The sequence below is a fragment of the Vibrio sp. MA40-2 genome, assembly GCF_047302445.1.
Classification (GTDB): domain Bacteria; phylum Pseudomonadota; class Gammaproteobacteria; order Enterobacterales; family Vibrionaceae; genus Vibrio.
Genome location: NZ_CP178627.1, coordinates 1,336,020 through 1,349,954, shown reverse-complemented (window position 1 = coordinate 1,349,954; position 13,935 = coordinate 1,336,020). Strand labels below are relative to the sequence as shown.

Genomic DNA, 13,935 nt, shown 5'->3' with positions numbered 1-13,935 from the left:
ATATGTACAAGTCAGCCTACTAATTACATCCCCCACCTAAACATTATGTGACGAGTAACTCAATTATGGGGCGTAGATGATCAGTAATATGCGCTGTGTCATACATATTTGAGAATAGGCATGTACGCAAGGGCAATGCTTAACGTAGGATGAGCTTTAAGCCGTTGTGGATCGGTAATTATGATTAACAAATGCTAACGTAATTATTTAGCATACATTGTTATAATGAAATACAACGATAGTTATTCCTCTGTCACACAATCACTTATTGAAACGAATTATGTTAATACCATCGAAATTGACTAGACCGAGTCGATTGCATAACGCAATCTTGAGACCAAGAGTACTCGATTTATTGCAACAAGCCCCCTTTTATAAACTGGTTCTTTTTCGATCGCCCGCCGGTTATGGTAAGACAACCATGGCGACTCAATGGCTTGCCGATAAAAGTGCCGTAGGTTGGTTTAGCATCGATGATAGTGATAATGACTCCTACCGGTTTGCAGACTATTTTATTCATGCAATAAATAAAGCAACCAATGGAAAATGTCTCATTTCAGAAACATTAGCGAAGAGACGACAGTTCTCTTCGCTCATCACATTATTTGAAGAAATATTTGTAGAATTATCCGATTTTTTTGATGAATTTTATGTCGCGCTCGACGACTATCACCTTATAAATTCAGACGAAATCCACGAAGCGATGCGCTTCTTTATAAAAAACATGCCGGATAATATGACTCTGGTGGTTACCAGTAGAAGTTCACCTCCTTTAGGTACCGCCAATCTACGAGTTCGAGATTTGATGATAGAAATTGACAATCAATTGCTAGCATTCGATACAGAAGAAACTACGCGATTTTTTAATCAACGTATCTCCGAAGGTATTGATGATACAACAGCGTGCAATTTACAATCTTATGTAGAAGGTTGGCCTTCAGCATTACAACTAATTGCGTTACAAGCCCAACACCAACAAAAAACCTTAGCACAATCCGCTGAATCGGTAGCAAAATTCAATCATGCTCATCTGTGGGATTACTTGGTTGAAGAAGTGTTTGATTTACTCGATTCAGAAACCAAAAACTTTTTGATGCGCTGCTCCATCTTAGAGACCTTCAATGATACCTTAGTTAACGACCTCACCGATCGAACCGATTCACTGGCTATGATCGAATCTTTAAATCGATTTGGTTTATTTATTTATCACTTAGAAGGAGAACAACACTGGTACCGTTTTCATCATTTATTTGCCGAATTTCTTACCCATCAAAGAAAAACCAATATCGCCAATGAAGAAGCCATATTACACCAAACAGCGGCTAAAACATGGCTAAAGTTGGATGTACCTTATCAAGCTCTCTTTCACGCCCAAAAAGCGCAAGACAGCGCACTTATAGGAAAAATAATTACCGATTCGGGCTGGAAAATGTTCAATCGAGGCGATCTAAAAGTACTCGATAATGCACTAAATACACTTGATAATGATTTACTATACAGCAATATGAAGTTGCCGCTATTGCGAGCGTGGTTGTCCCAGAGTCAACATAGATACGATGAAGTAGAAGATATGTTAACCGAATCGTTAGCTGAAATGAAACAGCAAAAAATATCATTAACCACCTCAGACCAAGGACAAGTCAATGCGTTACTTGCGCAAGTCTCCATCAATAAAAATGACCCTCAGCGAGCACTAGAATTTGCGGAACTAGCATTAAGTCAAATAGATACTACGATATACCGCAGCCGTATTGTGGCAACGTCAATTGTTGGAGAGGTTAACCATGTTTTTGGTCAACTTAATCGAGCTTTACCTCTAATGCAACAAACTGAAAAGTTAGCTCGCCAGCATCAGCTATATCACCAAGCTTTATGGGCCATCTTGCAGCAAAGTGAAATTCTAGTCGCGCAAGGTTTTGTACAGCCAGCATTTGAAATGCTAGATCATGCTTTCAAATTAATTGAAGATCAAAAATTGCAACGACTTCCACTGCATGAATTTGCATTGCGATCGAGAGCCCAAATTTTATGGTGTTGGAATCGATTGGACGAGGCAGAACAGCATGCATATAAAGGCATTGAAGTATTAGGTGCCACTGACCAAAGCAAACATCTACACAGTTATTCAATGTTAGCGCGAATAGCCGTTGGCAGGGGTGAACTAGACAAAGCCGCTAAATTTATTGCAAAAATAGAGCAATTACTGGAACAATCAAGCTATCACCTAGATTGGACAGCAAATGCGTCTCTCTCACTAATTCTTTACTGGCAAGCACGTAATAACAGTGAATCAATAAAACGATGGTTAGCCTCAGCTAGTCGACCTACAAACGCTAACAATCATTTTTTACAGCTGCAATGGCGCAATATAATAAGAGCGCAGATCTATGTCGGCCATTACGATGATGCCGCAACGAGCTTATGCTTTCTTTCCTTACAAGCACAAGAAGCAAACTTAATTGCCGACATTAATCGAAACTTGATTATTGAGGCGATATTGGCCATTAAAAAACAAAATGAAGTACTCGCCAGTGACAAGCTTGAGCAAGCGTTAAAAATGACCAACCAAACCGGGATAATTGGCGATTTTCTCATTGATGGCGCACTGATTGATCATTTATTACAAACGTTGGTTAACAAAGCGATGCTAGGTGAATTAGAAAAACACCGGGCGCAACAACTTATAAAAGATATCGCCATTAAACAGCGTAATCGATCGGTACATTTTGATGAAGAGTTTATAAACAAATTAGTCCATCACCCCGATATTCCCGAGCTAGTCAGAACCAGCCCTTTAACCCAAAGAGAGTGGCAAGTACTTGGTTTAATTTATTCTGGTTTTAGCAATGAACAAATTGCGCAAGAGCTCGACGTAGCAGGAACCACAATAAAAACACACATTCGAAATCTCTATCAGAAACTGAATATAACTAACCGAAAAAATGCAATTGAAACTGCAGAAAAATTACTTAACTTGATGAATTATTGAAAATAATGTGAATCAAAATAAGCCAAGCTATATGACCATATTGAAAGAGATTTTAATCAAAAAAAAACCAACCGCAAACAATGCGATTGGTTAATAGATAGTGTGAACAATGCTTATTCACTAACAACGTCAGTTGGCTAGGTGACCCTCGGCTTTAAGAAGGGTCATTTATAGTAATGCAGCATACATGCCAACTTATATAATTCGATTTCTTCGTCTATACGGCTATTATTTAGCCATATTTACTTTTTTATTGCATTATGCAAATTGCAAATTGCAAATTAGACGCAATTTGCTATGCTAACAGTTGCATTATTTATTAATTTGAGTCTTTTCTATGCTGACCAATTTCTTGTATACTCAGCGCTTAACTAATCAAACCGTTTCTCAATGAATTACTTAATCACTTTTATTAAAGGCCTCGCAATGGGGGCTGCAGATGTTGTACCTGGTGTATCGGGCGGAACCATTGCTTTTATCACTGGCATATATGACACGCTTTTACAAAGCATCCAACGAATCAATCCAACCCTAATTACTTTGTGGAAAGAGAAAGGCTTTAAAGCCGTGTTTACTCATGTAAACGGCTTATTTTTAATCAGTCTTTTTAGCGGCATTATTACCAGTATACTGACTTTAGCAAAAGTAATTTCATGGTTATTAATTACTCATCCTATCCCTCTTTGGTCATTTTTCTTTGGTCTGATTCTTGTTTCTGTTGTTCATATTGGTAAACAGATTAAGCATAGAGATTTCGTTAGAGGACTTTGCCTGCTTGTTGGGATTGCCGTAGCCTATGTTATTACGGTATTACAGCCTCTGGAAATGGAGCCGACCACGCTCAATTTTGTTATCGCAGGAGCAATTGCAATCTGCGCTATGATTTTACCGGGCATTTCAGGAAGCTTTATTCTTTTATTATTAGGCATGTATGCGCCAATATTAACCGCCGCCAAGTCAATACAAATCGATGTACTTTTGCTATTTGCAGGTGGCTGTGGCTTGGGTTTGCTTACTTTCTCTCATTTACTTTCTTGGTTACTAAAATCATTTAGAGATTCAACCTTAATGTTTTTAACCGGGTTAATGATTGGTACTTTGCCAAAAATCTGGCCTTGGAAAGAGACCATCAGTTGGAGAATGAACTCTCACGGTGAACAAGTACCACTGATCCAACACAATTTAACGCCCTTTCAGTATGAAACACTAACGTCAGAGCCACATCAGTTGGCGCTATCTATCGCCATGGTACTCATTGCCATAGGTGGAGTATTGCTACTGGAGAAGTATTCCAATCAAACTAAAGTTCAATAATACCGACGTTAAATAGTGCACTGATTAACACGATAACGGACATTTTAGAACGACAAGAAAATTCCACTTTTCTAACCTGAAAGGTACTTTTCTTGTCGCTATCATTTACTTACTGTCAATTTTTACTGCTTGCTTATCGACATTTGCGTCTTCTACGTATTCTTTTTCTGCTAGACGATTGGCAACATCTTGATGTTGTATCAAAAAATACCCCCCACTCAACACAATAAGCATACTTCCTATAATGGTCATTAAATCGGGTGTCTCGCCAAAAACCGTCATTCCAATGATGATAGCAAACACGAGCCGTGTGTAGCGAAAGGGCGACACAACTGAAACATCTCCAGTTCTCATGGCGATTGTCAATGAATAGTAAGCGATCACTCCAATTACTGTAGCACTAGCGATTTGCATACCAGCTGAAAAGTTAATGGTAAAATGATCGTCTTGATATAGCATTATACTAAGTCCTGCAGGTATCAATACAAAAAAACCATAAACACCTAACTGTAAGTTAGATAGCACCATAGGAGCAGCTCGTGTGGCAAGATCTCTGCCAGCAAAGCCGAGTGTTGCGATAACCGCAAATATCGACAAAACATCAAATCCATCAACACTGGGTCGAATAATAAATAAGACCCCGACAAAACCGACAATAATCGCCATCCAACGCTTTATACCAACGTGTTCTTTAAAAAACAGCGCCGCTCCAACCGCCACCACTAATGGTGTGGCTTGTAATATAGCTGAAGCACTTGATAATGCAGTTAAGGTAATCGCTAAAGCAAAAGTAAGCCGACCAACAATTTCACAGCTAGCGCGAATCAAGATTGGACGAGAAAGTATGGCAGGATGAAACACTTTTTGCTTATTTTTCCACGTGAGTAAAACAAATAATATCGTTCCACCGACACCAAAAAAAACCAGTACGACCCCAATAGGAACAGTTTTAGCCGCGGCTTTTATAAACATGTCTTCAATAGCAAAAGCCACCATCGAAAACATCATAAACAGGCTCCCTTTCAGATTATTAGACATCATGTCCTCAATTATTATATCGGTACCAAAAAGAATGTATGGCGACCAAAAAACAAAATGTACCTTATTTCAGCCTAAATTCCTTACTTAATAGTCGGAAAACAAACCAGATTAGGTCAAATTTGTACCAGATACAAAAAAAAACAGTTCCCTATAGACTAATCATGTGACTAATCATAATTTAGAATGTATTCTGTCACTAACATATTGTAATGTCATGAAATGACTATTGAAGGATTTAAATGACGGTTTCAGTTCTAATTTGTGATGATTCAAATATTGCGAGAAAGCAATTAAAAAAAGCCTTGCCTGATTCATGGCAAAGTGATGTCACTTTGGTGACGAATGGAGAAGAAGCTCTCGATGCTCTCAAAGCAGGTAGTTTCGACGTATTATTTTTAGATTTGACCATGCCAGTATTAGATGGCTTTGAAGTATTAATACGCATGCAATCTGAAGGAATACAAGTTAAAACATTTGTCGTATCTGCCGATCTTCAAGCAGAAGCAAAACGAAGAGTTGAAGCCAATGGTGCTCTCGACTTTATTACAAAACCGGCTTCGGCAACAACAATACTCGACGTTCTGAACAAACATAACTTATTATGATTAGTAGTTTACATTTCACGGAAGACCAACGCGATTATTTACAAGAAATTTGTAATATTGGCATGGGCCAAGCTGGAAAGTCACTTTCGGTACTTTTTGAGCAGTACGTAACCTTATCAATACCTGCGATTGAAGTGATTCATTCGAATGATTTAGCATCCGCTTTGCGTAAATTAATCCCAGAAAGTGAGATATCGGCGGTTAGACAAGGTTTTTTCACCCATGCAACAACATCCAAATTTAGTGGTGAATCACTAACCATTTTTAGTAATACAAGCTTTAGTGATTTGGCACAACTGTTGGCTTTTGACGAAGAAATCACCCCTTCTTTTGAACAAGAAACACTGTTAGAAATTTCAAATATCATTAACGGTGCATGTTTGAATGGCATTGCAGAACAGCTGTCTGAACACTTTTTTCATACGCCTCCCTCGCTGATTGGGCAATCTATTCCTGTCGACAGCTTACTAAATAAACAAGAAATTTCTTGGGATCACGCACTCTCCATCAAAATTGAATATCGTGTAGAAAAATATTCGTTTCAATGTGATCTACTATTGCTGCTACCTGATAGTTCCATAAAACATCTGCAAATTATCTTAAATAAGCTTCTTGATGAACTCTAACGTTATGCCAAGCGAACAATTTTCGTATACCGATAATGTATTAGGCTGCCTAGATAGCGGTGTTTTTGTTGTGGATAAAAACTTGACTGTTCAATTATGGAATCAGTTTATGGAAATTCACAGTAACTTTGCCGCAAGCGAGATTATTGGTTCGAGTATCTTAGATTATTTTAGTGAATTATCGAGTACCTGGTTTAAACGAAAAATTAACAGCGTTTTTTTACTCAACCATCAATCTTATACTTCATGGGAACAGCGGCCATATTTGTTCAAATTTTCTAATGGTCGTTCTGTGACTAGTGGTTTGGACCATATGTACCAAAATTGTTGCTTTACTCCTATTTGTGATGAAAACAATAAAGTGAAATATGTTTGCATAACCATTAAGGATGTCACCGACAACGCTATATCGACTATGCGCCTCAAAAGAGCGTATGCCGAATTAGAACGAGTTAGCAGCATTGATGGGCTCACGCAACTTTTAAGCCGTACTCATTGGGAACAACGTTTTGTTAATGAAGTTGAACGAATTGACAGATATGGTGGAACCGTTTCTGTCATCATGTTCGACATTGATCATTTTAAACAAATCAATGACCAAAATGGGCATTTATGCGGAGACGAAATACTGAGACAAGTCTCTAAACGGTGTGTCGACGCCCTACGCTCGGTAGATGTTATTGGTCGTTATGGCGGAGAAGAGTTTACGATTTTTTTGCCCGAAACCAATATTGAACAAACCAAGTTAGTGGCGGAAAAACTGAGAAAAAAAATCTGTGACCAACCATTTTATTACGATTCTGCAGAACTATTTATTTCAATCAGTGCTGGATTAAGTTGCTCATCTAGTGATCAAAAAAATCATTACGAAAAACTACTAAATGAAGCCGATATGGCTCTATATGAAGCAAAAGTTAACGGTCGTAACCAATGCATCAGTTACCGTAACGATCCACTTAATAAATAGCTCACGTAGTTTGTAAATAACCATTCACTACATTTAGTGTCACTACATTATATTAGTAGCAATATCAACGATTACACAGCGACTCGCCCCTGAATACACGATTACAAATATAATTTTCTCATCTGCGTTCAACAACACTTTGTCAACATGATCCGTCTTATAAATGCGACATCATCAAATACCCGTACTAGTTGCATATAAAACCATCAATATGTTGCTACTATGTAAACGTTCAGCACAATTTTGAGTTGCTAACCAATGACCAAATTGACTGAGTATGCATAGAGCACAGCATAAATTAATGGATACCCACCACTGGTTGACCAATTGACCGTCATTTCATTCAAGGATCTGGATATGAGAAAAGGTATTGCCTTCCTGATAACAATAGCCACTTCAGCTAACGCTATGGCCATTGATGCGAAACCCGCTACACAAGCAACGATAGATGCCAATAAAGAAGTATTCGCCTCACTGCCTTTTAATGATAAAAAAGATTTTGAGGATGCTCAACGTGGTCTTATCGCGTCACAAGATACGGTAACAATTAAAAATGCCAATGGTGATGTCATTTGGGATTTAGAGTCTTACAAGCAATACATCTCGTTAGATAAAGAATCGCCAGATAGCGTCAACCCAAGTCTTTGGCGAAATGCACAACTAAATATGATCAACGGTTTGTTTAAAGTAACCGATGGAATTTACCAAGTACGTGGATATGATTTATCCAATATAACCTTCATAGAAGGTAAAACAGGTTGGATAGTTTTCGACCCACTTATAACTAAAGAAGTCGCGAGCGCCGCGTTAAAATTTGTTAATCAAGAGCTCGGTGAACGTCCTGTCAAAGCGGTAATCTATAGCCATAGTCACATAGATCACTTCGGTGGTGTTCGAGGACTTATCGACGAAAAAGATGTTCTTTCTGGTGACGTACAAATTATTGCATCTAATGGCTTCGTTGAACATGCTGTATCTGAAAATGTCATTGCTGGTAATGCAATGGGTCGTCGAGCAATCTACATGTACGGCGCAATGTTGCCAAGAAATGAATTTGGTGGGATTAATGGAGGACTAGGCCAAACAACATCAACTGGTGAGCCAACGCTAATTGCTCCAACAGATACCATAACCAAAACTGGAGATGAGCGAACAGTAGACGGAATTAAAATGATATTCCAATATACCCCAGGAACTGAAGCACCAACGGAAATGAACACGTGGTTCCCAGACAAAAAAGCATTGTGGATGGCAGAAAACACCACTAACACCATGCATAACATTCTAACCCTTCGCGGTGCCCAAGTCCGAGATGCATTAAAATGGTCGACTTATTTGAATGAAACAATAGAAATGTGGGGGGACGATGTAGAAGTTAAATTTCAAAGTCACCACTGGCCACTTTGGGGTCAACAAGACATCATAACTTATTTTAAAAAACAACGTGATATTTACAAGTTTACTCACGACCAATCAGTACGTCTAATGAACCAAGGATATACAGGTGAAGAGATTTCTGAAATTATCACACTCCCTCCTGAATTAGAAAACAACTGGGCAACTCGAGGCTACTACGGTACTTTACGTCACAATAGCCGAGCGGTATATCAACGTTATATGGGATGGTACACAGGTAACCCTTCTGATCTAAATAATCTACCCCCCACCAATGCTGCGATTAAATACGTAGAGTATATGGGCGGTGAAAAAGCCGTGTTAGACCGAGCAAGAGAAGATTTCGCTCAAGGTCACTACCGTTGGGTTGCTGAAGTATTAAAACATGTGGTATTTGCAAACCCTAATACCAAAGGTAAAGAATTGTTAGCGGATGCATACGAGCAATTAGGTTATCAAGCCGAATCAGGGCCTTGGCGTTCTGTCTACTTACAAGGCGCATTTGAACTTCGTAACGGTGTTGCTGCGTCAGGTGGACTCGCTACCGCCTCAGCAGATATTATTAAAAATATGCCTCCTGAAATGTTGTTCGACTATCTATCAGTAAAAATCCTGCCAGAAAAAGCGGCTGGAATGGCGTTTTCAATGAATATTGATTTCACCGATTTAGATGAGCAATACACACTCTACATTGAAAACTCGGTATTAAATTACTCTAAAGTTCTAACAGATGAACCAAGTGTCAGCCTTAAGATGTCTAAAGCAACGCTGGACGATATTCAAATTGGTACCAATACGCTAGAAAAAGCTATTGCCAATGGCGACATAATCATTGATGGCGATGCGAGTAAATTTAAAGACTTTATCGGCATGTTAGATACGTTCGAGTTCTGGTTCAACATTGTCACGCCTTAAAGGAAATTAACATGAAGATATTAAAATCGACGTTAGTTGCATTTTTGATTATCGGAGCAAACCCTAGCTGGGCTTGCTCTTATGAAGGGCAAGTTGTTAATCCATTTATGGAAAGTTATCCCGGCTCTCTTGATGTCGTAATTGCCACGCAAAAAGCCGTGTTAAATCAACATATAAATAAACCTGAAGTACTAGAAGGCCCGCAAGGGCTTCAACGTGCAGTTTGGTGGCTAAAATTATTCGTCAAACAAAATAAACAATACTTACCACAGGATGGTTATATTTATTTGGCAGATAGTCATTTATGGAGCAGCTTCTCTGAGTCTGGAGAATTAAAGGTACACTCTCTTATGCCTGAGAATAATGAACGGGTATTGGTAACGTCTGAGTTTGCATTAAGCAACGTAATTTCAGAGAAAATCTCATACCAACAATCTCAACAGTTAGGCATGATATTGGTCCAGTAGCCTTCAAACACTCAGTGCTTATATGGTTTCTTTAACGTTACTTTGCAATAAATTTTCGCTCTAGAGTATACACGTTGCTAGTTAACGATAATGCATTAAAAATTTTTGTTTAACTAGCAACTGAGCGTCATTATAGTATGTCCAACGTCAGTAGGTTTAGTCGCCACATTACTAGAACACAAAATACTACAGGCGAACAACTTTACCTGTTAATGCTACTCCAGCGACAAACGTCCCTGCACCGCATTTAAAAGTTGTTTCGCTTGAACTCAGGTTATTTTTGTAGTTAGATTTAATATTAACTACGGCATTTCCACCTTCTTTTACTGCTCGCTCTTTTAACGTTTTCATAGCCGATAAAAATACCCATGCACACGCTTCTTCATCCGACTTATTCAATGCATTAGTTTTCTTGTTAGTTTTAAATTCGCCAAAATCATTCACTATTTTTGAGTGAGCTTGCTCACCAAAATAGAACTGAATGCTATCCCCTAAAACAGATTTACCATCAGCACTAGCTAAAACTTCAGCAACGTTATAATCACTTACATCATCACGAGCTAACGCAGATGTTGAAAAAACACTTGCTAATAGAATTGAAACTATCAGTTTTTTTGACATAACTATTTCCCTTTAAGTTTGTATATTTAATTATGATAAATTTTATTTACCACTTGAGTAAACCGTTCAAGTTCAGCATCATCAGGGTTCATCATCAATCCATGCTCTTGAAGAATATTAATAAGCTTCCATGGTGTAGTCATTTCGTTTCCAACTATTTCAACATGACCCGCCTTAACAATAATAGGTTCACTAATTCCAACTAAATTTTGTTTTTGTTCATCAAGAGAAAAAACATAATCTTCCTTTAAACATTCTCCTGAGGCTTCATATTGTCGACAAGTATCCACCTCATCAGTTTTAATAACCAAGTGCGATTGGACTTGCTTAGCTAATTTGCCAGGTAATTCAATAAATTCTGCCTGCGGAGGGATCTCAAGATATTTGGAGCCGGTCACTAAATAACAAATAGTATCAACTAGACCAAGAGACGCAATCCGCAACCAATCTATTCCGCAATGAGAAGAAGCATTAATCCCATTAAAAGGGGCAGAAATGGTTACTAAGTCAATATTCTTGTGCGTTAGAGATTTATTATCCGAACGTCGTTGAGTATGAGCTCGTCGAGCAATCAAGCCTCCTTGGCTATGACCTAGTACCACTATTCGTTCTTCACCAATAATTGGGCTTAATGCATTGATTGCATCAACTAACTCCCCTGATACTGTCTCTAAACTAACTCGGTCATCATATTCAAAACAGGCGGTCTGTTCTCCAAGGTGATTGTATACCTCAGATAATGCCTTGAATTGCCCCGCAGAGGAGCGACAACCATGAACCACCAATACTAAAGGTTGATCTGGATATAAATATAGTGGCCCAGTATCGCTAGAACATCGTTTCACTTGATGGTGGTTAAATAGCGAAGTTACGTCGACCATCTCACCATTCGCTGCTACTGGGCTACTCTTGATAATTAACGTTATGAGCAATACAACAAAGCGTAGACTCAACCTTGTACGAATAAACATATTTTTCCTTCCTTGGTTTAAACGTTAATATGCATCCAACACTAGACAACTAATATCGTTTGAAAATCATTGAAGTATTGATCCCACCAAATGCAAAATTATTGGTCATGACATACTCACAAGACAGCGGTCGTCCTTCAGAATGGATATAGTCAAGATCGCCACAACGGTCGTCAATATTTTCTAAATTTAAAGTTGGCGCAAACCACTCTTGATTCATCATATTGATAGTCAACCACGCTTCAATCCCACCACATGCACCCAAGGTATGACCAAAATAACTTTTCAAACTAGAGATAGGCATACGACTACCAAAGACATTATAAGTCGCTTGGGTTTCTGCGATATCACCTAGTTCAGTAGCTGTTCCATGACCATTAACATAACCTATCTGTTCTGGACGTAAATTCGCCTCTTTCAACGCTAATTCCATACAGCGTTGCATCGTTTCGATACGAGGTTGAGTAACATGGGCTGCATCGCAGTTTGTGGCAAAACCAACCATTTCAGCTACCGGTTTTACACCTCGAGCTAGTGCATGGTCGTGATCCTCTAGAATGAGCGTCCCTGCACCTTCACCAATAACTAAACCATCACGATCACAATCATATGGTCTTGGACTTAAATGAGGCTTATCATTAAATTGACTAGTAGCAAAAAGTGTATCAAATACTGCCGCTTCTGTCGGACAAAGTTCTTCAGCCCCACCAGCAACCATTATTTTTTGCATACCGTATTTAATCGCTTCATACGAATAGCCAATAGCTTGGGAGCCAGAAGTACATGCCGATGACGTCGGAATAACGCGCCCACGCAAGCCAAAAAATAATCCCGTATTAACTGCTGTTGTATGTGGCATCATGGCTACGTATGTATTGGCATTAATATTTCGCGTACTATGATCTAACAACATAGTCGCAAAAGCTGATACTGGCCCAGTGCTTCCAGTTGAAGAACCGTAGGCAATACCTGCCGAACCATCGGTTAATGAACGGTCATCTAACAAGCCTGTTTGCTCAAGTGCTATTTCTGTTGCTCGCGTGGACAACAGGGAAACTCGCCCCATAGAACGGATACGCTTTCGTGTATAGTACTTTGGCAGTTCAAAATTCTGAATAGGAGCAGCTAAACGAGTTTGAAGGCCATCATATTTATCCCACTCATCCATTGTGACCACACCATTATTAAACTTGTGCAGTTGCTGCCACACACTCTCTAGGTTTTCACCCAAAGACGTTATACCAGCCATTCCTGTTACTACAACTCGATTGCTCATTAGTACAAACCTCCATTAATACCAATAACTTGACGGTTTATATAGCTCGCTTTGTCTGACATTAAAAAGGCGGCTAAATCAGCAACTTCTTCCGGCAAACCCATTCGTTGAACTGGTATTTGCGGCATTACTCGTTCAAGCACGTGGGGTTCAACCATTCCAGTATCGATCAAACCAGGAGCAATACAGTTTGCTGTAATTTGACGGCGCTTGTTACTCAACTCTAATGCAAGTGCCTTCGTCGCCCCAATAATTCCAGCTTTAGCTGCTGAATAATTAACCTGTCCACGATTACCTATTTGGCCACTGACTGATGATAAAGTGATAACACGTCCTTTTTTAAGAGCGATCATTGGCATGATCAATGGATGAATAACATTATAAAAGGCATCTAAGTTAGTGTGTACTACGCCTTGCCAGTCTTCATTTGTCATGGAAGGAAATGCACTATCGTTGGTCACTCCAGCATTATTCACGACTCCATAGTAACCACCATGTTGTTCAATTTGTTCTTCAATCACAGCCTTACATTGGGCTTGATCACGAATATCAAACTGGACAATTCTACAATGCCCGTTATTTTTTGAAATTTGTTGTGCTGTGGCTTCGGCGCCAGCTTTATCTTGCCCGTAGTGAATCGTCACAACATAATCATCTTCTGCTAGACGTACAGCAATAGCACGACCAATTCCTTTACTTGCACCTGTTACCAATACATTTCTCATATTTTTCGACTTAGTGTTAATTT

Annotated in this window: 12 protein-coding genes; 7 read left to right on the top strand and 5 right to left on the bottom strand. The window is 39.0% G+C overall.

All coding sequences use genetic code 11. From position 1 onward, the window contains the following. The first annotated feature begins 280 nt into the window (after nt 1-280). Complete coding sequence (gene malT / locus ACLKML_RS06000; RefSeq protein ID WP_413282804.1) at nt 281-2,989, top strand: HTH-type transcriptional regulator MalT; 2,709 nt, start codon at nt 281-283, stop codon at nt 2,987-2,989. A gap of 390 nt (nt 2,990-3,379) precedes the next feature. Beyond that, nucleotides 3,380-4,303, top strand: a complete 924-nt coding sequence (locus ACLKML_RS05995) for a DUF368 domain-containing protein (RefSeq protein ID WP_413282803.1) — start codon at nt 3,380-3,382, stop codon at nt 4,301-4,303. Nucleotides 4,304-4,408: 105 nt separating this feature from the next. Here the strand turns inward: ACLKML_RS05995 and ACLKML_RS05990 are convergent, their stop codons facing one another. Further along, nucleotides 4,409-5,341 carry a DMT family transporter gene (locus tag ACLKML_RS05990; protein WP_413283731.1) on the bottom strand — a complete coding sequence of 311 codons (933 nt, stop codon included), beginning with the start codon at nt 5,339-5,341 and terminating at the stop codon, nt 4,409-4,411. A 242-nt stretch (nt 5,342-5,583) separates the two neighbouring features. Between ACLKML_RS05990 and ACLKML_RS05985 the strand changes: the two genes are divergently transcribed. From ACLKML_RS05985 to ACLKML_RS05965, 5 genes are all read left to right on the top strand, one after another. Then, the gene (locus ACLKML_RS05985; protein ID WP_413282802.1) at nt 5,584-5,949 is read left to right on the top strand and encodes a response regulator; all 366 of its coding nucleotides are present in this window, start codon (nt 5,584-5,586) and stop codon (nt 5,947-5,949) included. Continuing rightward, nucleotides 5,946-6,575 carry a hypothetical protein gene (locus ACLKML_RS05980; protein ID WP_413282801.1) on the top strand — a complete coding sequence of 210 codons (630 nt, stop codon included), beginning with the start codon at nt 5,946-5,948 and terminating at the stop codon, nt 6,573-6,575. The genes ACLKML_RS05985 and ACLKML_RS05980 overlap by 4 nt, the downstream gene beginning before the upstream one ends. Beyond that, on the top strand, nt 6,565-7,542 hold the full coding sequence (locus ACLKML_RS05975; protein ID WP_413282800.1) for a diguanylate cyclase: 978 nt from the start codon (nt 6,565-6,567) through the stop codon (nt 7,540-7,542). The genes ACLKML_RS05980 and ACLKML_RS05975 overlap by 11 nt, the downstream gene beginning before the upstream one ends. 357 nt (nt 7,543-7,899) lie before the next feature. After that, on the top strand, nt 7,900-9,852 hold the full coding sequence (locus tag ACLKML_RS05970) for an alkyl/aryl-sulfatase (protein ID WP_413282799.1): 1,953 nt from the start codon (nt 7,900-7,902) through the stop codon (nt 9,850-9,852). An 11-nt stretch (nt 9,853-9,863) separates the two neighbouring features. Beyond that, a complete protein-coding gene (locus tag ACLKML_RS05965; protein ID WP_413282798.1) occupies nt 9,864-10,319 on the top strand; it encodes a hypothetical protein in 456 nt (151 codons plus the stop codon). Between the two features lie 186 nt (nt 10,320-10,505). Here ACLKML_RS05965 and ACLKML_RS05960 read toward each other — a convergent pair whose 3' ends face one another. From ACLKML_RS05960 to fabG, 4 genes are read right to left on the bottom strand one after another with little or no spacing between them, the layout of a single operon-like run. Continuing rightward, nucleotides 10,506-10,940 carry an excinuclease gene (locus ACLKML_RS05960; RefSeq protein ID WP_413282797.1) on the bottom strand — a complete coding sequence of 145 codons (435 nt, stop codon included), beginning with the start codon at nt 10,938-10,940 and terminating at the stop codon, nt 10,506-10,508. A gap of 26 nt (nt 10,941-10,966) precedes the next feature. Then, nucleotides 10,967-11,911 carry an esterase/lipase family protein gene (locus ACLKML_RS05955; RefSeq protein WP_413282796.1) on the bottom strand — a complete coding sequence of 315 codons (945 nt, stop codon included), beginning with the start codon at nt 11,909-11,911 and terminating at the stop codon, nt 10,967-10,969. Nucleotides 11,912-11,960: 49 nt separating this feature from the next. Continuing rightward, nucleotides 11,961-13,187 (bottom strand): beta-ketoacyl-ACP synthase, encoded by a 1,227-nt coding sequence (locus ACLKML_RS05950; RefSeq protein ID WP_413282795.1) that lies wholly within the window; start codon nt 13,185-13,187, stop codon nt 11,961-11,963. Continuing rightward, nucleotides 13,187-13,912 (bottom strand): 3-oxoacyl-ACP reductase FabG, encoded by a 726-nt coding sequence (gene fabG, locus ACLKML_RS05945; protein ID WP_413282794.1) that lies wholly within the window; start codon nt 13,910-13,912, stop codon nt 13,187-13,189. Before fabG ends, ACLKML_RS05950 begins: the two co-directional genes overlap by 1 nt. Between the last annotated feature and the right edge of the window lie 23 nt (nt 13,913-13,935).